The following is an 18,874-nucleotide window of genomic DNA, read 5'->3' as shown; positions in this document are numbered from 1 at the left end:
GCCGCGGCCCCCGCCCCGCGCCGCCGCCGTCCGGCACCACGGCGGGCAGCGTGAGCGTCGCCGTCGTGGCCGCCGCCATGCCCGCGAACCAGGCCGCACCGCCCCGCACCGGCCGCACCGGAACCGCCCGCGCCAGACGGTCGGCCACCGCGACGCGCGGCGCGGACCCCGAGCGCCAGGTGCGCACCGGATGCACCGAGTTGCCGAGCAGCACCAGGAACGCGTCCGTCGTCGGGTCGAGGACCAGGCTCGTCCCCGTGAACCCGGTGTGGCCCGCGCTGTACGGAGTGGCCATCGCGCCCATGTACCAGTGCTGGTACAGCTCGAAGCCGAGCCCGTGCTCGTCGCCGGGGAACGCCGTGTTGAAGTCCGTGAACATCAGCTCGACCGACGCGGGCCGCAGGATCCGCACCCGCCCGTACACACCGCCGTTCAGCAGCGTACGGGCGAGGACGGCCAGGTCCCAGGCGCAGGAGAACACGCCCGCGTGCCCGGCGACACCGCCCAGCGCGTACGCGTTCTCGTCGTGCACCTCGCCGTGCACCATGCCCCGCTCCAGGCCCGACCACGGCGGCCGGGCGTCCTCCGTCGCGGCGATCCACGGCCGCCACGACGCCGGCGGCGCGAACCGGGTACGGCGCAGCCCGAGCGGCCCGGTCACCCACGCCCGCAGCAGCGCGTCCAGCGGACGGCCGGTCACCCGTTCGACCAGCAGCTGAAGCACGATCAGATTGAGGTCCGAGTAGCGGTACACCGTACCCGGCGGGTCGGCCGGCACGTCGTCCCACAGCAGCCGCAGCATGGCCTCGCGCGTCGGCTCCCGGTACAGCGGCAGCCACGGCCGCAGCCCCGAGGTGTGCGTCAAGAGCTGACGGACCGTGATGTCCGCCTTGCCGCCCCCGCCGCGCCCGAACTCCGGCAGCCGGTCCGCGACCCGCCCCTCCAGCTCCAGCCCCCCGTCCTCGAGGAGCCGCACGGCGAGCAGAGACGTGAACAGCTTGGTGAGGGACGCCAGGTCGAACACGGTGTCCTCACGCATCGGCACCCGCCGCTCAGGCGGCAGCTCCACGCCCTCGCCGGTCGCCTCGTCGTACGCCGCGTAGCGCACCGCGTGCCCGACCGCCCGGTGCAGCGCCACCGTCCCGCCGCGCCCCGCGAGCAGCACCGCGCCCGCATACCACGGGTGCGTGGGGGAGGGGCCCAGGAACCGCTCGGCGTCCGCCACCAGCCCGTCCAGGTGCTCCGGCAGCAGCCCCGCCTCCCGCGCCGTCCCGTGCCGCAGCGTCGGCCGCCACCGTGCCCGCTCCGACGCCCCGGCGGGCGAGGCGCCCGGCACCGCACCGATCACCAGCGCACCTCCCAGCGCCAGGGCGCCACCGCCGAACGCGCGGCGGCCGATCCCTCCGTACGACGGGTCCCGCGTCATCGCCACCCTCCCCGAAGGAATCCTCCGACACCGCGCGCAACACCGGAAACCCTCTTACCGGGCCACCGGCCCGTCAAGAAGCCCCGCCCGGCCGGGCATCACGCGCGCGCCGTCAGCGCGGCCTCAGATCCACGATCCGCCGGATCTTCCCCACCGACCGCTCCAGCGTCTCCGGGTCCACCACATCGACCCCCACCGAAACCCCGATCCCGTCCTTCACCGCCGCCGCCACGCCCCGCGCCGCCTCCGCGCGCTCCTCCCGCGACGCGTCCGCCCGCGCCTCGACCCGTACCGTCAGCGCGTCCAGCCGGCCCTCACGCGTCAGCCGCAGCTGGAAGTGCGGCGCGAGCCCCGCCGTCCGCAGCACGATCTCCTCGATCTGCGTCGGGAACAGGTTCACGCCCCGCAGGATCACCATGTCGTCGCTGCGCCCGGTCACCTTCTCCATCCGCCGGAACACCCGCGCCGTCCCCGGCAGCAGCCGCGACAGATCCCGCGTCCGGTACCGCACCACCGGCATGGCCTCCTTCGTCAGCGACGTGAACACCAGCTCTCCGCGCTCCCCGTCCGGCAGCACCTCGCCCGTCACCGGGTCCACGACCTCCGGGTAGAAGTGGTCCTCCCAGATGTGCAGCCCGTCCTTGGTCTCCACGCACTCCTGCGCGACCCCCGGCCCGATCACCTCCGACAGGCCGTATATGTCGACCGCGTCGATCGCGAACCGCTCCTCGATCTCCCGCCGCATCCCCTCCGTCCACGGCTCCGCGCCGAACAGCCCCACCTTCAGCGACGTCGCCCGCGGATCCACGCCCTGCCGCTCGAACTCCTCCAGGAGCGTCAGCATGTACGACGGCGTCACCATGATCACCTCGGGCCGGAAGTCCTGAATCAGCCGCACCTGACGTGCCGTCATGCCGCCCGACGCCGGCACCACCGTGCACCCCAGCCGCTCCGCCCCGCCGTGCGCCCCGAGCCCGCCCGTGAACAGCCCGTACCCGTACGCCACATGCACCACATGCCCCGGCCTGCCGCCGGCCGCCCGGAGGGACCGCGCCACCACGTCCGCCCACATCTCCAGGTCCCGCTCGGTGTAGCCGACCACCGTCGGCCGCCCCGTCGTCCCGCTCGACGCGTGGATCCGCCGCACCCGCGACCGCTCCACCGCGAACATCCCGAACGGGTACTGATCCCGCAGATCCGCCTTGGTGGTGAACGGGAACCGGCCCAGATCCGCGAGCGACCGGCAGTCCTCCGGCCGCACCCCGGCCGCGTCGAACGACCGCCGGTAGAAGTCCACGTTCTCGTACGCGTGCCGCAGGCTCTCCCGCAGCCGCTCCAGCTGCAGCGCCTCAAGCCCCGCCCGGTCCAGCCGCTCCCCGGCGTCCAGCAGCTCCTCCGCCATGTGCGTCCTTCCGTCCCTCCCGGCGCCCCGCGGGCCCGGCGCACGGCCGACCATCCGGTCGCCCCCTCCGCACCACTTACCCGCCCGGCACCATCCCGCACAACCCCGCACAGACGCGACCCCCCGAGCCCGGCGGACCGCACCGGGCAACGGGCCGGCCTGCACGAGCCCGGGCGCCGCCCCGGCGTCCGGCTAGACGCTGCCCCCTTCGAGCAGCTTCTTCAGCGTCTGCTCGTTGTTCGGCATCTCCTTGCGGGCGAACGGGCGGACGACCATCGGCACGAGCACCTTCCCCAGGCCGTGCCCCTCGATGTTCAGGTCGAGGGTCAGCCGGGAGCGCCTGCCGTCGTCCAGCGGCTCGATCGTCCCGTGCAGCTCCGGGCGGACGGGGCCTTCGATGCCGTGCATCCGCCAGCTCCTCGGCGGGTCGTACTCGGTGATCTCCAGGGTCATCGGCATCACACGCTTCCCGATCTGCCGGGTCACCGACACCCTGGAGCCGACGCCCAACGGCGCCTCGCCGACCCGGTGCGCCGCGACCGCGCTCTCCTGCCACTCGGGCAGGTGCGAGGGATCCGCGACGTACTCGTAGACCTCTTCGGGACGGCGATCGATCTCGACCGATTCCTTGATCGTGGACATGGCGCCTCCCTGGCTAGGGTCCCCCCACCAGCCTCCCTCCGCCCCCGCGGTGACGCAAGGGGCGCGAGCGGCAGCAGAGGCGCGCGGTACGGCCCCGTCGGCACCCTGGTCCACGACCTGCCCCGCTGACTACGCTGTGCGCCGAACGCCCACCGGATACCGGGAGGAGCACGACCGTGGCCGACACCTTCGCCGCCCAGCAGCACCGCACCCAGTGGACCAAGCCGGACCTCGACCTCAGCAACGCGGACTGGCGGTCCGGCAGCCAGGGCGGGGGCGACGTACAGATCGCCTTCGTCGAGGGTTTCGTGGCCCTGCGCAACAGCACCCGCCCCGACAGCCCCTCCCTCCTCTTCACCCCCGCCGAGTGGAGCTCCTTCGTCCAGGACACCCGCAAAGGCGAATTCGACCTCACCTGACCCCCCGTCGGCACACCGGCCCCGCCCGCCACCCGCCGCCTCCCCAGGCCCTTCCGCACGCGCCGCCCCCCCACACCACCCCCGTCCCCGAACCCGCCCCGCCCGTCGCCCGAACCGGTGAAAAGCGCCCGTCCCCGGCCCGGTACGACCGTGCCCGGGACCGCCCCGCCACCCGTGCCCGCCGGGGCCGCGGGCGCGGGATCCCCGGCCGTCGCTCCGGGCGTCCGGCCACGTACCATGGCCACATGTCCTTCCTCCGCCGCCGCAGCCCCGCCACTCCCGCGGGCCCGGACTTCGACGTCCTGGCCATGGACCCGGGCGACTGGCCCGGAAACCTCGGTGCCGGCCTGCTGCCCGCCCCCGACGGCAGCTGCCAGGGCGTGTTCCTCCGCTACGACCTGTTCGGCGGCCGCGGCCCCGCGATGATCATCGGCAACCTGCCGGAGGGCTCCCCGGCCCGCGACCTCGCCGAGGGCCAGATCCCCTTCGAGGTCGCCCAGCTCCTCGCCGCCCTGGACATGGACGAGCACGTGGAGGTCACCGAGACCGAGGACGTCCCCGTCATGCAGGGCGACAACCTCCTGATCGTGCGCCGCCTCAAGCTCAGCGAGAGCCGCATCTCCTGCGTCCAGTTCGACCGCAGCGACAACGTCCTGGTGACCATCGCGAGCTGGGACCGCCCCATCACCGACGACCTGTACGCCCTTCTGAAGCCCCTCCCGGCGGAACTTTTCCAGCAGGGCTGACGTTCCCGAGACACCATGGCAGCAACCGACGAGGCACCCGCGACCGTACGGGTCGACAGCTGGATCTGGGCCGTACGGATCACCAAGACCCGCTCCCAGGCGGCCACCGCCTGCCGCGCTGGCCACGTCCGGGTCAACGGCGACCGCGCCAAGCCCGCCCAGCCGGTGAAACCGGGCGACGAGATCCGCGTCTTCCACGCCGGCCGCGAGCGCATCGTCGAGGTGAAGCGGCTGCTCGCCAAGCGCGTCGGCGCCCCCGTCGCCGCCGAGGCGTACACGGACAGGACGCCGCCCCCGCCGCCCCGCGAGCACACCGCGCTCGCCGCCGTACGCGACCGCGGCGCCGGCCGCCCCACCAAGCGCGAGCGCCGCGAACTGGACCAGCTCCGCGGCGCCCGCCGTAGGTGACCGCCGGCCGCTACGACGCGAGGGCCGTCGCCACGCGGGCCGCCGACGTCCCCAGACCCGTCGGCCCGCCCAGCGAGGGCACCACGGGCGACGTCTCCCGCGCCCGCAGGTCCAGCAGGACCTCCTCCTGGTAGCGCCGGCACTCCCGGTGCCAGTTGAGGATGGCGGCCATCCAGTGCTGCAGCTGCCCCACGTACCCGTCGAGCACCGCGCGTGTCTCCGCGTCGAGACGGAAGTCGTCGTACAGCACGGGGAACTCGTGCGCGGCGACATGCTGGAACTGCCGCATCCGCGAGTTCATCAGATCAGCGGTGATCTCCACCGCCGTCGGATAGTCCACATCGAAGAAGTTCTGCACCACGAGGGAGCAGTTGTGGACCTCGCCCTCGAACTCGATCTCCTTCTGGTACGAGAAGAGGTCGTTCATCAGCATCGCGAAGTCCACCGCCGCGTTCTCCAGCGACCGGACCGGACCGCTCCGCCAGATCTCCGGCGGCACCCTGTTGCCCTGCCCGATGCGGCCCAGAGCCATCGTCATGTCGGAGCCGAACGTGGCCCGCCGCATCTCGATGTAGTCCACCGGGTCCGGGATCCGGTTCTGCGCCTGGTTCGCCAGCTCCCACTCCCAGCTCTCGATCATCACCTCCACGGACCTCCGGAACTCCGCACGGTCCGCGTCGTTCATCGGCGCCGCCGTCCGCCGCCACAGGTCCGCGAGCCCCCGCTCCATCCCGTTCACCGGCTCCGGCATGGGCGCGTACACGTCGTCCAGCGGCATGAAGAGCGGCAGCCGCCTGTTCTGGGCCCGCGCCCCCGCGAGGTCGCGCGTCCTGCCGTACACCACCGGGTAGAGGTCGTCGCCGTACGTCCCCCAGGCCAGCCACTGCGACGCCAGGTCCATCGCGTCGGCGTCGGCCCCGGGGTGGATCCCGGCGGCGCACAGCGGGAGGTCGATGTCCCTGAGCCGCCGCTCGTCCCAGACGTGCGAGCCGGGCTGCCCCGGCTGCGCCTGGAGCATGCCCATGGCATGGCACCACTCCACGCACCGCTCGCGGGCACCCTCCAGGTGCGGGTTGAGCGTCAGCTCGAACGGCATCTCGATGTGCGGCATCAGGGACGGCCCGACGGGCTGGTGCGGTACGTGTGAGAAGCCCCGCCACCGCGCCGTCTCCGCGCGGGGCGTCAGCCGGATCGACGCGGCCGCCATGCCGAACGCGCCACCGCCCGGGTCCGCGCCCAGGGCCCCCTCGTTCATGTACCGGCTGGAGCGCATGTGCCACTCGTGCCCGCCCGACTGCCAGTCCTGCAGCCCCTTGGCGTACGCCAGCACAGCGGCCGCGTCCTGCGGCCCGAGGCCCTTCTCCACACACAGAGCGGGCACTTCGGTGAGGGCCGTGTGCTCGAACTGCTGGAGCCGCGACGTCAGCAGATCGTTGATGGTGTCGGCGGCCTCCTGCGTCGAGCAGTCGAGGAACCGCTCAAGGACCAGCACACCGTTGCTGTTCTCCCCCTCGTCCTCGACCTCCCGCTGGTACGAGAAGAGGTCGTTGCGCAGGTGGACCGCGTCCGAGAAGGTGTCACGCAGTACGCGGAGCGGCCGCGACCCGGCCACCGACTCCGGCACCTCGGCACCAGCCGCGAACTCCACGAGCCCCGCCGACCAGGGCGCGCCGCCGACCTTGCGGCGCATCTCGATGTACTCGACGGGGTTGGCGACCCGCCCCTCGTTGATGTTCGACAGCTCCCACAGCGACTCGTTGAGCAGGTTCTCCGTCGCCACCGCGAACCGCTCCCGCCAGGCCGGCGACATCGACGGCACGGTCCGCGCCCACAGATCCGCCAGCCCCGCCTCCACCGGGTTCTCCGGCTCCGGCACCCGCGCGCCCGGGTCCGTCGGCATGAACGCCGGCAGCCGGTCCAGATACGCCTTGCCGCCCTCCCGGTCCTGGGTCCGCTTGAAGACCTCCAGAAAGTGGTCATCGAAGAAGAACACCCAGACGTACCAGTCGGTCACCAGGGACAGCGCCTCGGCGTCGCAGTCCGGATGGGTGTACGCGCACAGCAGCGCGTAGTCGTGGGAGTCGAGGTCGTGCTCCTCCCAGATCCCGGAGCCCTCCAGCATCCCCATCCGCCGCGCCCACACCTTGGTGTGCGCACGCGCCGCGTCCACATGCGGATTGAGCCGCGCCGGATACGGCACGTAGAACTCGGGAAGTACGAACGGCTGTGCCATGCGTAGCCATGCCTTTCACAGAGCGATGCGATACCGCGCGAGGCCCTACCCCCACCTCACCCGCCCCACGCATCACCACAATTAGTCATATGAACGGCAGCCGGGGGTCGCTGCCCGCACACGACGGCGCGCCGCCCGTCGGTGCTCCCACCGGCGCGCGGCGCGCCACCCTCCGTACGTCCTCGTCCCGTCTCGTCGCGCGTCAGCGCGTCCCGACCGCCGCCCGCACGGCCCGCCGTGCCAGCGCGCAGTCGTCGTGCAGCCGCCGCAGCAGCAGCCGCTGCTCCTCACCGGGCGAGACGGCACCCGGCTGCACCGGAATCGAGCCGGCCGGCGGCGCCTCTCGTATCGTGCGCTGCACCGCCGTCTCGTACGTCCGTATCTCCCGCGTCAGCACCAGCATCAGGTTCACCAGGAACGCGTCCCGCGCCGCGGGACCGGCCGCCTGCGCGTGCTGGCTGATCTGCCGCCGCGCCACCGGCGCGTCACCCAGCACGGTCCACAGCGTCGCCAGGTCGTACCCGGGCAGGTACCAGCCGGCGTGCTCCCAGTCCACGAGGACCGGCCCGGCGGGCGACAGCAGCATGTTCGACAGCAGCGCGTCACCGTGGCAGAACTGCCCCATGCCGTGCCGCCCCTGGGACTGCGCCAGCCCGTGCAGCAGCTTCTGCAGGTCGTCGCGGTCCCGGTCGGTGAAGAGCCCCAGCTCGTGGTAGCGCGAGATGCGCGACGCGTAGTCCAGCGGCGCGTCGAACGTCCCGGCCGGCGGCCGCCAGCGGTTGAGCCGGTCGATGGCGCCCAGCACCGCGCGGATGTCCGCCCGCTGCGGCGCGTCCACCGGATGCCGGCTCAGCGCGGCGGCCCGCCCCGGCATCCGCTCGATGACGAGCGTGCAGTTCTCCGGGTCCGCGGCGATCAGCCGCGGCGCCCGCACCGGCGGACGGTGCCGCACGAACGTACGGTACGCGGCGATCTCGTGCCGGAACCGCTCGACCCACACGGGGGAGTGGTCCAGTAAACACTTGGCGACCGCGTTCGTCCGCCCCGTGGTGCCGACCAGCAGGACCGAGCGGCCGCTGCGCCGCATCACCTGCACCGGGTTGAACTCGGGGCAGATGCGGTGGACCGAGGCGATGGCCTTCCGCAGCTGCGCCCCCTGCGGTCCCGACAGGTCGATTCTCCCGCTGAGCGGTCCGGTCACCGTCCCCGCCCAGCGCCCGGTCCGCCGTACGGCGGGGTCCAGGTACGGTCCGCTGCCGGCCGGGACGGAACGGGGCCGGGGCGGGGCGGACACGGAGGACGATGCTGTGTACATGGGCGAGACAGATCCCTTCGTGTGCCGACGACTGCGTACGCTGCCCCGTCCCGCCGCCGGCCGACACCCTGGGGAATGAGGGCCGTTGCCGGGACGGGGTGGCGCGTTCCTACCTGACACCCGGCCGTGGGTGGCTAACCACGTTGCGCCCCCTGGCGAAGCCTGGCGAATAGTCGCCACCCCCATGACGGAGGGCTACTGTCAACTCAGCCGAGAACCTGGGGGCTTGACGTGACAGGACAACCCAACACCCGCCTCTCCGATCTGTTCGGCCTCGCCGGCTGGTCGAAGGGCGAGCTCGCGCGGCTGGTGAACCGGCAGGCGGCGGCCATGGGCCACCCCCAGCTGGCCACCGACACCTCGCGGGTCCGGCGGTGGATCGACATGGGGGAGACCCCCCGCGATCCGGTACCGAGAGTGCTGGCAGCCCTGTTCACCGAGCGACTCGGCCGTGTCGTGACCATCGAGGACCTCGGGTTCGTACGACACGGGCGCGCCGGGAAACGGCGGGACGTCAGGACCATCGACAACCCTGACGGGCTGCCCTGGGCGCCCGACCGCACGGCCACGGTCCTCACCGAATTCACGGGAATGGACCTCATGCTCAACCGACGCGGCTTGGTGGGCGCGGGTGCCGCGCTCACCGCGGGCTCCGCCATCACCAGCGCCATGCACGACTGGCTCCGCACCGACATCCCCCGCCAGGGCGCCGCACGCGCCCCCGAGACCCTGAACGCCGACCCCGCCGGGTCCGACCGCTACGAGGCCGCCCCCATCGGGTGGCAGGAGATCGACGAGCTGGAGAGGTCCGTCGAGGTGTTCCGCGCCTGGGACGCCGCCCGCGGCGGCGGCCTCCAGCGCAAGGCCGTGGTCGGCCAGCTCAACGAGGTGGGCGGCATGCTCACCTACCACCACTCCGAGCCCATCCAGCGCCGCCTGTGGGGTGTCGCCGCCAACCTGGCCGTACTGGCGGGCTGGATGTCGCACGACGTCGGCCTCGAACCCACCGCGCAGAAGTACTTCATCATCGCCGCGCACGCGGCCCGCGAAGGCGGCGACCGGCCCCGCGCCGGCGAGGCCCTCTCGCGCGCCGCCCGCCAGATGGTCCACCTCGGGCGTCCCGACGAGGCCCTGGACCTGATGAAGCTCGCCAGGGCCGGGGCCGGCCACCAGATCCTGCCCCGTACGCAGGCGATGCTGCACACCATCGAGGCGTGGGCGCAGGCCGCCCTGGGCCGCGGCCAGGCCATGCGGCGCACCCTCGGCGAGGCCGAGGACCTGTTCGTCTCCCACCGGAACAACGGCGACGAACTGCCGCCCTGGATGCAGACCTTCAAGGACGAGGACCTGTACGGCATGCAGGCCCTGGCGTACCGGACCCTCGCGGAACACGATCCGAACGCGGCGAAACAGGCGCAGTACTTCGCGCAGAAAGCCCTGGAGCTACGGATCGACGGCCGGGAACGCTCGAAGATCTTCGACCATCTGTCGATGGCGTCGGCCTGCTTCATCGCCGACGACCCCGAGCAGGCCGACCGGTACGCGCGTCTCGCGCTGATGTCGATGACGGCGAACTCCTCGCAGCGCACCTGGGACCGGCTGCGGGAGATGTACCGGCTGACCGGGCGCTACGCGGGCTACAGCAAGATCGAGGACCTCCGTGAGGAGATCCGGTTCGCGATGCCGAAGAACCAGGTCAAGAAGCTCGGTACGACGGAGGTCTAGCAGCGGGCGGGCCGACGGCCGAGCCCGCCCGCCCACCGGCGTCCTCAGCGCGCCGCCATCCCCGTCATCCCCCTCACCGCACCGCACCGCGTCACCGCAGCCTGTGCCGGCCCACGCACGCCGCACCACGGCGACGGCGCCCCCTGCGGGAAGCCCGGGAGCTACTCCCGGGACGTCACGGCAGGTCGCCCACCCTGGCGGCCACCACGCACGCGTCGTCGACGCGCGCGGAATCCCCGAACTCCTCCACCAGCGACCTCACACAGTCCTGCGCGTCCCGCGCCCGGGCGAACCGGGGCGCCAGCCTCAGCAGCCGCTCCGTACCCGGCGTGTCCGCGCCGAGCCCGCCGCCCGCGGCACGGGTCAGCCCGTCCGTGTGCAGCAGCAGCAGATCACCGGGACGCAGCCGCACCTCGGCCTGCTCGTACGCGGCGCCCGAGGCCGTCGCGCCCAGCAGGACGCCCTCCGGCCTGGGCAGCGCGCGCCCCGCCCCGTCACGGAACAGCAGCGGGGCGGGGTGCCCGGCCTGCGCCCAGGTCAGCGTGCGGGTCGCCGGGTCGTAACGGCAGCACACCGCGCTGCCCAGCGCGGGCTGCGCGGAGGCGTCGATCAGCTGGTTGAGGTGCCCCATGAGCGCTCCGGGCCGGATCCCGGCCACCGCGAGGCCGCGCAGCGCGCCCAGCAGCATCGCCATCGCGGACGTGGCCGGCACCCCGTGGCCCGTCAGATCACCGACGGTCAGCAGCGCCGTTCCGTCGGGCAGTTCCAGTACGTCGTACCAGTCGCCGCCGACGCGCCGGCTCGTACGGGACGGCAGGTAGTGTCCCGCCAGGTCCAGGGCCGCCGGGCCGCCACGGGCGAGGCGCAGGGGGCCGCGCCACGGCGGCAGAACCGCCTCCTGCAGTTCCACCGCCATCCGGTGCTCGGTCTGTTCCGCCTCCTGGCGCCGCAGCAGCGAGTCCCGGGACTCGCGCACCGCGCGCTCGCTGCGGCGCAGCTCGCTGACGTCCCGTAACACCGCCCACATGGAGGCGGTGCAGCCGTCGCCGTCGAGCACCGGTTCCCCCACCATGTGCAGGGTCCGTACGCGGCCGTCGGTCCGTACGATCCTGAACTCGCCGTCGATGGGCTTGCCGTCGATCAGGCAGCCCGTCAGGAGCTGGGTGAGCAGGGACTGGTCCTCGGTGAACACCATCGACGGCAGCTCGTCCAGCGTCATCGGACCCGCTTCGGGCGACCGCCCGAAGATCCGGAACAGCTCGTCGGACCAGCTCACCTCGTCCGTCAGCAGATTCCACTCGGCGCTGCCGACCCGGTTGAGCAGCGATCCGGTCTCCCGCTCGTCCGACGGCCGCCCGTCCTCGGGGCGGGCCCCGGACGCGTCGGAGCGGTCGCCGTCGCCTGTCTCGCCCTCCGCCTCGTGCCGTGCGCTCTCCGGGGCGTCCGGGACGCCGTCGCGGAGCTGGCCCAACTGGGCGCCGAGATCGTCGAGCTGATGGACGGCCAGATCGCACAGGGCGCGCTGCCAGCGCACCTGGGGGTCCGTCTCGTCCGCCGTGTCCCGCCGCACGGCGTCCAGCTCCCCGCGCAGCCGACGGGTCTGCGAGATGAGAGCGTCCACCGCGCCGCGCTCGGGCGGCTGCTGGCTGGGACGGTCCGCGAAGAGGGGGGACGGCATGTCGTACTCCGATACGGGCGCGGCGGCCAGGGCCTGAAAAGCAAGGTCCGGCTACGACTGTCGCACAGGCGGAGACGCCCCGTAAGGGATTTGGCAACACTCGATCCGGTGGTGCTTCTGGCATATGTCAAAGGCCAGCCGGAATCCGGCCACCCTGGCTGGAACAGGCAGGATGGCCCCACCGGAGTCGCCCCCGACCGCCGAGCCGCGCCCAGTGTGCCCGCCGCGCCCGCACGCCGGGGCCCGGTCCGCACAAGCGGCCCCACGCCTCACCGGCACAGGTGACATGCGGGCCGCGCGGTTGACGCGAGGCGGGCCGCGTTCCAACCGTCCGCCGCCCCTCGCCGGAAGTGGAACGCCGCGCAGCGGGTACCCGACCCGTCGCGGCGGCCGTGGCCGCCATGACCGCCGGAGCCGTCACACCCCTCACACCCCTCACAGTCGTCACTCACTGTCACAGGTTCAGGAGTCGCGAGCCATGGAAGCAGGCAAGAGGATCGTCGTCACCGGAGCCACCGGAAACGTCGGCACCAGCGTCGTCGCCGCCCTCGCCGACGACCCGCGCGTCGCCTCCGTCGTCGGCCTCGCGCGCCGCAGGCCCGACTGGGCGCCGCCCCGCACCACCTGGCTGGCCGCCGACGTCGAGAAGGACGGCGACCGCACGATCACCGCCCACTTCGAGGGCGCCGACGCCGTCATCCACCTGGCCTGGGCCTTCCAGCCGACCCACGACCCGCTCGCCACCTGGCGCACCAACGTCCTGGGCAGCCTGCGGGTCTTCCGCGCCGTCGCCGCCGCCGGCGTCCCCGCCCTCGTCTACGCCTCGTCCGTCGGCGCCTACTCGCCCGGCCCGAAGGACCACCCCGTCGACGAGTCCTGGCCCACTCACGGCTGGCCCGAGGCCGCGTACTGCCGCGAGAAGGCCTACCTCGAACGCGTACTCGACGCGTACGAGCCCCGCCATCCGAACGTCCGGGTGGTCCGGCTGCGCACCGCGTTCCTCTTCAAGGAGACCTCCGCCAGCGAGCAGCGCCGTATCTTCGCCGGGAGGCTCGTCCCCGGCGCCCTCGCCGATCCCCGCTTCATCCCCGTCGTCCCCGGGTTCGACGGCCTCGCCTTCCAGGCCGTGCACACGGACGACGCCGCCGACGCGTACCGGCTCGCCGCGCTCGGCGACCACGTCCACGGCGCCTTCAACGTCGCGGCCGACCCGGTCGTCGGTCCGCGCGAGCTCGCCGAGCTGCTCGACGCGCGCGTCGTACGGGTGCCCCGCGGGGCCGTACGCGCCGCCGTCGCCGCGGGCTGGGCGCTGCGCCTTGCGCCCTCGTCCCCGTATCTCCTCGACGCGTTCCTGCGGTTGCCGGTGATGGACTGGTCCCGGGCCCGCACGGAGCTGGGCTGGCAGCCGCGGCGTACCGGCCTGGAAGCCCTGGAGGTCTTCCTGCGCGGCATGCGCCAGGGCGCCGGCATGCCGACACCACCCCTCGCCGGCCGCAAGATCGCCTGACCGGAAAACGCCTGGCCTGGAATCGCCCGACCTCGTGCCGTGCCGCCCCTCTGAGGGCCTGAGGGCCTGAGGGCCGGCACCCTCACCCGCGCCACCGGCGCGTCACCCGCGTCCCCTCCGGTCCGCCGATCCAGGCACCGTCAAGGTGAACAGCCCGCCGTCCGGATCCCGCAGCGTCGCCTGCACACCCGGCTCGTGCGCGATCACCGTGCCGCCGTGCCGCAGCGCCGCCGTCACCCGTGCCTCCACGTCCGGAACGGGGAAGTGCACCTGCCAGCGCGGCCGGATCGCCGGGTCCGGCGCCTCCTCCAGCGCGCCCGAGCTCAGCCGCGCCACCGCGTGGCCGGCGCTGCGCAGCACCACCTCGTCCCCCTCGTACTCCACATCGCAGCAGCCCGGGCGGCCGGACGCCCACTCCAGGACCTCCCCGTAGAAGATCGCCGCCTCGAACGCGTCCCGCGTGTGCAGCCGCACCCACGCCGGCGCCGTCTCCCGCCACAGCTCCCACCCGGCGGGCAGCTCGCCCTCCCAGATCCCGAACACCGCGCCGTCCCGGTCCGCCGCCAGCGCCCCGCGCCCCAGCACGAACGCCACCGGCCCCACCGCGACCGTTCCGCTGCGCTCCCTGATCCGCGCCGCCGTCGCGTCAGCGTTCTGCACCGCGAAGTACGGGGTCCACGCCACCGCCACATGGAACGCGGGCGCCAGCGCCCCCATCCCCGCGATCGCCTTCCCGTCGGACAGGGCGACGCTGAACTCCTCCCCGAGCCGCGCCGGCCGGAACTCCCACCCCATGACGGCGCCGTAGAAATCGTGGGCCGCCGGGAGGTCCCGGGTCATCAGACTGACCCAGCAGGGGGCGCCGAACACGGCGCCGCTCGAAGTCGCTCCCGAGGCCGCGGCAGCTGTCGGTTCTCTGGTCATGTGCAAAACCGTCCCGGTGTCGCTCGCGTCGCGCGTCGTCGTCCGTGTCGTCCGCCCGCTGTCCATCCTTGCACCGTTTGACTATGGAGTTCCCCTTTCGACCCCTTTCATGGTGTTTCCCGTGGTCCGTTCGACGGTCCGCCCGACCGGCGGAACGGCCGTCCCGAAAAACACCTCTACGGTGTCGGATCAGTGGTTTTCCCCGAAAGGCAGTGGTGAGAATGGCCGTCGGCGCGCCCCGCGTCACCGACCCCGACGATCAGGACGGGCCCCAGGACGCGTCCTCCGGCACCGGAGCGGCCCGCACGGCCCGCACGGTCCGCGCGGCGGTGCCGCTCCTCGCCCTCCTGCCGCTCGGCCTCCTCGCGGCCGCCGCCTGGCTCGGCCGCCACGTCCGGCCCGCCGCCGACGAGTGGTGCTTCCTGCCGCAGGTCCGCGACCACGGCGTCTGGGGCCTCGTCGAGCAGTTCTACGTCACCGACAACGGCCGGATCGCCAACGGCGTCCTCGTCGGCCTGTACGCGAAGTTCCCCGTCGCCGGCCACCAGTGGTACGGCCTCGTCAGCGGCACGATCATGCTCGCCGTCCTGTGGGCGTTCACCGCCCAGGTCCTGCGCCGCACCCGCCAGGACACCCCCCGCGGCACGGCCCTGCTGGTCGCCGCCATGATCACCGCGGTGTTCCTGTTCGCCACGCCCAACACGTACAAGACGTTCTACTGGCCCGCCGCCTCCGTCTCGCACACCCTCGCCCCGGTACTGGCCTGCGCCGCCGCCCTGCCGCTGCTGTACGCCCGCGGCCGCCGCGGCAGGATCGCCGCCCTGGCCGCCGTCTTCCTGGCCGGCGTGTTCATGGGCACCCTGTCCGAGGAGGCGTCCATCGTGGCCCTCGTCGTCCTCGGCGGCGTGGTCGTCCTCGCCCGCTGGATCTTCGCCGAGCACGCCCGCCGCCCCGCCCGCCTCTGGTCCCTCACCGGCATGGCCGGCGTCGTGACCGGCACGCTGCTGCTGGTCACGTCACCCGGCTCGCGCAACCGCCGCGAGCGCTACGACGCCGAGACCGTGTCCATGCTCGCCCCCGACTCCCTGATCACGTCCCTCAAGCTGTACGTCCGCATCATGGAGACCGTCCTCACCACCTGGCAGTACGCGGGCGCCGTCGCCGCCGGCGTCCTGCTCGGCCTCCTCGCCCGCCCCCGGCCCCGCGGCGGCCCCTCCGCCCTGCTGCCCGCCCGGCCGCTGCGGCTCCTCTCCTTCGGCGCCCTCGCCCTCCTCGTCTCCGGCCACCTGTGCACCGTCGCCACGTACCCGGCCTTCGGCACGAGGGTCCTCACCACCGAGCGGACCTGGAACGACTACCTGCTCCTGTACGTCCTGCTCCTGGTCGCCGCCGGCGCGTTCGCCGGCCGCGCCCTGCGGCTGCGCGAGCGGCGCCGTACCGCCGTCACGACCGCCGTAGCCGCCGCGTCCGCGCTGGTGTGCGCGGTGACCGTCGCCGGCCTGGCCGTCCCCCTCCACCAGCTCGGCGACGACATGCGGGCCCGCGCCCAGCGCTGGGACCGGCAGGACCAGTGGCTGCGCGAGCAGGCCGCCGCCGGCGCGCGCACCGCCCCGTACACGCCGAACTCCGTCAGCCGCATGCTGGAGCCGTTCGGCGCCGGCGGCAAGCGCCCCTGGCCCGCCCGGTGCGTCGCCGACTACTACCACCTGGACAAGGTCACCCGCGGCACCCGCATCCCGTAGCGCCGTACGCCATACGCCATACGCCGTACGCCCTACGGTCAGTCCCGGCCCGCCCGCGCGGCGGGCCGGACGGCCGAGGCCTCCGCGGTCGTCACCGGGTCCGTCTCCCGCACCACGTAGTGGGGCCTGCGCTTCGCCTCGTGATAGATCCGCCCCACGTACTCGCCGATCACACCCAGCGTCGCCAGCTGCACCCCGCTCAGCCCCACGATCGCCGTGATCAGCGTCGCGTACCCGGGGGTGTCCACGCCGTTCAGCACGGCGTTCACGACGATCCACACCGCGTACGCGAGCGCCGACAGGAACAGCCACAGACCCGTGTGGATCGCGAGACGCAGAGGACGGCTGTTGAACGACAGCAGCCCGTCGATCCCGTAGTTCAGCAGCCGCCGCCCGCCCCACTTCGACGCACCCGCCGCCCGCGCCACGTTCTCGTAGCGGAAACTCACCGTGTCGAAGCCGATCCACGAGAACAGCCCCTTGGAGAACCGGTTGCTCTCCGGCAGCGACAGGATCGCGTCGACCGCGCGCCGCGACAGCAGCCGGAAGTCCCCGGCACCGTCCGCGACCTCCACCTCCATGAACCGCCGCACCAGCCGGTAGTACGCCCGGCTGAACGCCCTGCGCACCGCGCCCTCACCGGACCGGTCGCGCTGCGCCACCACCTGGTCGTAGCCGTGCCGGTGCATCTCCAGCATCCGCGGCAGCAGCTCCGGCGGATGCTGCAGATCGGCGTCCATCAGCACCACGGCCGCGCCCCGCGCCATCCGCATCCCGGCCAGCATCGCCGGCTCCTTGCCGAAGTTCCGGCTGAACGACGTGTACCGCACCCGGGGGTCCGTCCGCGCCAGCTCCCGCAGCCGCTCCACCGTCCCGTCGGCGCTGCCGTCGTCGACGTAGCAGATCTCGAACGACACCCGGGCGGGCCGCAGCGCGTCGAGTACGGCGGTGTGGAACGCGTCGATCACCTCGCTCTCGTCGAAACACGGAACGACGATCGAAAGGTCCACCATTGCTGTCTCCATGCACGCCGGTGCGGTCATGGCCGGCCCGGCGGGGCCCGCCGCAGGAGGAAGATGCCGGTGCCGCCGCCGAGGTTGCCTCCCCGTCGCTACCAGCGGTACCAGCACCACCCGGCCGCCAATCCGCCCCGCCCCCGCGCACACACGAATGGCCCCGGCCCCCTCGACGGGGGACCGGGGCCACGACCGGCGCACGCGGTGTCCGCACGGGCGCGGCGGCGGGGTCACTCACCCGCCGACCGCCCGCGCGGCCCTCCTCACCGCAGCGCCCGGAGACGGGCCTCCTCGCGCTTCAGCGCGGGGAGCGGAGTGTCCGTCTCCGCCCCCTCGGTGCCCGTGTTGCCGTAGGACTGTGTGGAGTGATTGCCGAGCTGCGTACTCACCCGGTGGTCACCCACGGCCGCCGCCGACGGCGCGCAGACGCCCACCACCGCCGCGGCGACACCCGCCGTGGCGAGAACCTTCTTGATCATCGGTGCATCCTTCGTTTCGAGGACCCGGCCACCGGGTCCCCTTGCCCAACCGCCGGCCACGCCCCCCGTCACGCGGCCGACGGCCCGGCACCTCCCCAATCACCCGTTTGCCGTGCGGCGGGCCCCGGCGGGCCCGGCGGACCGGACGGGCTCCCTCCCGGGGAAGGCCGTGCGGTCTCCCTCCCGGGGCGACGAACGTCAGGGAAGATCCACGAACGGCGCCAGGAACGCCCGGGCGCCCGGCGCGTCCAGCCGGTAGGCCACGTTCGTCGCGTAGCACGGGCTGTCACCGGTGATCGTCGTCGCCACCAGCGTCAGCCTCCCGTCCAGCTCCGCGAAGTTCGGCCCGCCCGAGTCCCCGTAGCAGGCGCCCCCGTTCCCCTGCGGCGCCGTCATCGCCAGCCGCACCCACGCGTTGTTCAGCGCGTCGAACGACACCGGCGCCTTCATCCGCACGCCACCGCCCGGGTGCGTGTGCCCGCCCGGGCCGCGCTGCCCCTCCTGCGTGCCGTACCCGGCGACCGTGAACGGCGTGTCCTTCAGCCCCTGCGGCCCCAGCGCCCCGAGCGCCCCGGCCGCCGGCAGCGCGGCGGGCGTGAACGACCAGCGCTCAGCGACGCGCTCCGCGGGCAGCTCGATCACCGAGATGTCCCGCGTGTCCGACGCCGGACCCGGGTATCCGGGGTGGTTGTGCGCCGTCCCCTCGACGGCGACCTCCCGCGCGACCGCCGCCGGGTCACCGGGGTGCCGCCCGGCCGCCGCGTCGAGCGCCCCCTGCACGTCCTGGTCGAGCGAGACGAAGAAGCGGACGTTCTCCGGCCAGTCGGTGGTGCAGTGCGCCGCCGTCAGGAACGTGTCCGCGTCGATCATCGTGCCCGAGCACACCCAGTCGACCCGGTCGGGGGTCGCGGGATCGTCGTCGTTGTCCCAGGTGGCGACCAGAGCGCCGACCTCGGTGCGCTCCGGCGCCGGAGCGGCGTTGTACGAGTTGATCGCGGACGACGGCAGCGCCGCCCCGACGACCAGGGCGCACGCGGCCGCCAGGACGGCACTCACACGGGCGGGGGTGACAGTCAAGAGAAACCCTTCCGGACGGGGAGGACAGGCGGTTCTCCTGTGGGGACCGACAGTGAAACGCGTACGCCGCACCCCCCGAAAGAGGGAAACCCCTGCCCCACCCCTCACCACCCCCGCCCGGCGTCACGGACGGCC

The 18,874-nt window shown here is 73.3% G+C and carries 16 protein-coding genes; 6 read left to right on the top strand and 10 right to left on the bottom strand.

The annotated features are described in order from the left end of the window. From HTZ82_RS11285 to HTZ82_RS11275, 3 genes are all read right to left on the bottom strand, one after another. On the bottom strand, positions 1–1,426 hold a 1,426-nt coding region (locus HTZ82_RS11285; protein WP_175409206.1), incomplete at its 3' end, for a serine hydrolase. Between the two features lie 112 nt (positions 1,427–1,538). Further along, positions 1,539–2,828 carry a phenylacetate--CoA ligase PaaK gene (paaK, locus tag HTZ82_RS11280; protein WP_175409205.1) on the bottom strand — a complete coding sequence of 430 codons (1,290 nt, stop codon included), beginning with the start codon at positions 2,826–2,828 and terminating at the stop codon, positions 1,539–1,541. A 192-nt stretch (positions 2,829–3,020) separates the two neighbouring features. Then, on the bottom strand, positions 3,021–3,470 hold the full coding sequence (locus HTZ82_RS11275; RefSeq protein WP_175409204.1) for an SRPBCC family protein: 450 nt from the start codon (positions 3,468–3,470) through the stop codon (positions 3,021–3,023). Positions 3,471–3,646: 176 nt separating this feature from the next. On the opposite strand from HTZ82_RS11275, the gene HTZ82_RS11270 reads away from it, so the two are divergent. The 3 genes from HTZ82_RS11270 (at position 3,647) to HTZ82_RS11260 (ending at position 5,043) form a co-directional block, all read left to right on the top strand. Next, complete coding sequence (locus tag HTZ82_RS11270; protein WP_175409203.1) at positions 3,647–3,889, top strand: DUF397 domain-containing protein; 243 nt, start codon at positions 3,647–3,649, stop codon at positions 3,887–3,889. A 245-nt stretch (positions 3,890–4,134) separates the two neighbouring features. Next, complete coding sequence (locus HTZ82_RS11265; protein ID WP_175409202.1) at positions 4,135–4,635, top strand: hypothetical protein; 501 nt, start codon at positions 4,135–4,137, stop codon at positions 4,633–4,635. Positions 4,636–4,650: 15 nt separating this feature from the next. Continuing rightward, positions 4,651–5,043, top strand: coding sequence for an RNA-binding S4 domain-containing protein (locus HTZ82_RS11260; RefSeq protein WP_175409201.1), 393 nt, complete (start codon positions 4,651–4,653; stop codon positions 5,041–5,043). A gap of 10 nt (positions 5,044–5,053) precedes the next feature. On the opposite strand, the gene HTZ82_RS11255 is transcribed toward HTZ82_RS11260, so the two are convergent. Together HTZ82_RS11255 and HTZ82_RS11250 are read right to left on the bottom strand one after the other, a co-directional pair. Then, the gene (locus HTZ82_RS11255) at positions 5,054–7,276 is read right to left on the bottom strand and encodes a terpene synthase family protein (RefSeq protein WP_175409200.1); all 2,223 of its coding nucleotides are present in this window, start codon (positions 7,274–7,276) and stop codon (positions 5,054–5,056) included. Between the two features lie 202 nt (positions 7,277–7,478). Continuing rightward, positions 7,479–8,591, bottom strand: a complete 1,113-nt coding sequence (locus HTZ82_RS11250; RefSeq protein WP_175409199.1) for an aminoglycoside phosphotransferase family protein — start codon at positions 8,589–8,591, stop codon at positions 7,479–7,481. Between the two features lie 231 nt (positions 8,592–8,822). On the opposite strand from HTZ82_RS11250, the gene HTZ82_RS11245 reads away from it, so the two are divergent. Then, on the top strand, positions 8,823–10,316 hold the full coding sequence (locus tag HTZ82_RS11245) for a hypothetical protein (RefSeq protein ID WP_175409198.1): 1,494 nt from the start codon (positions 8,823–8,825) through the stop codon (positions 10,314–10,316). 175 nt (positions 10,317–10,491) lie between these two features. Here HTZ82_RS11245 and HTZ82_RS11240 read toward each other — a convergent pair whose 3' ends face one another. Next, positions 10,492–11,994 carry a PP2C family protein-serine/threonine phosphatase gene (locus HTZ82_RS11240; protein ID WP_175409197.1) on the bottom strand — a complete coding sequence of 501 codons (1,503 nt, stop codon included), beginning with the start codon at positions 11,992–11,994 and terminating at the stop codon, positions 10,492–10,494. 478 nt (positions 11,995–12,472) lie between these two features. Here HTZ82_RS11240 and HTZ82_RS11235 point away from each other — a divergent pair, with 478 nt between their 5' ends. Next, a complete protein-coding gene (locus HTZ82_RS11235; protein WP_175409196.1) occupies positions 12,473–13,501 on the top strand; it encodes an NAD-dependent epimerase/dehydratase family protein in 1,029 nt (342 codons plus the stop codon). Positions 13,502–13,603: 102 nt separating this feature from the next. Here HTZ82_RS11235 and HTZ82_RS11230 read toward each other — a convergent pair whose 3' ends face one another. Beyond that, positions 13,604–14,425, bottom strand: coding sequence for a VOC family protein (locus HTZ82_RS11230; protein WP_175409195.1), 822 nt, complete (start codon positions 14,423–14,425; stop codon positions 13,604–13,606). A 221-nt stretch (positions 14,426–14,646) separates the two neighbouring features. On the opposite strand from HTZ82_RS11230, the gene HTZ82_RS11225 reads away from it, so the two are divergent. Next, positions 14,647–16,167 carry a DUF6056 family protein gene (locus tag HTZ82_RS11225; RefSeq protein WP_254711785.1) on the top strand — a complete coding sequence of 507 codons (1,521 nt, stop codon included), beginning with the start codon at positions 14,647–14,649 and terminating at the stop codon, positions 16,165–16,167. Between the two features lie 38 nt (positions 16,168–16,205). Here the strand turns inward: HTZ82_RS11225 and HTZ82_RS11220 are convergent, their stop codons facing one another. The 3 genes from HTZ82_RS11220 to HTZ82_RS11210 form a co-directional block, all read right to left on the bottom strand. Then, positions 16,206–17,180 (bottom strand): glycosyltransferase family 2 protein, encoded by a 975-nt coding sequence (locus HTZ82_RS11220; protein WP_175409194.1) that lies wholly within the window; start codon positions 17,178–17,180, stop codon positions 16,206–16,208. A 266-nt stretch (positions 17,181–17,446) separates the two neighbouring features. Continuing rightward, positions 17,447–17,662 carry a hypothetical protein gene (locus HTZ82_RS11215; RefSeq protein ID WP_175409193.1) on the bottom strand — a complete coding sequence of 72 codons (216 nt, stop codon included), beginning with the start codon at positions 17,660–17,662 and terminating at the stop codon, positions 17,447–17,449. A 198-nt stretch (positions 17,663–17,860) separates the two neighbouring features. After that, a complete protein-coding gene (locus tag HTZ82_RS11210; protein ID WP_309235419.1) occupies positions 17,861–18,718 on the bottom strand; it encodes a trypsin-like serine protease in 858 nt (285 codons plus the stop codon). Between the last annotated feature and the right edge of the window lie 156 nt (positions 18,719–18,874).

The sequence above is a fragment of the Streptomyces sp. TRM64462 genome, from assembly GCF_013362995.1.
GTDB lineage: Bacteria > Actinomycetota > Actinomycetes > Streptomycetales > Streptomycetaceae > Streptomyces.
The sequence above is the reverse complement of the archived record's forward strand: the minus strand, read 5'-3'. Positions and strand labels throughout refer to the sequence as shown.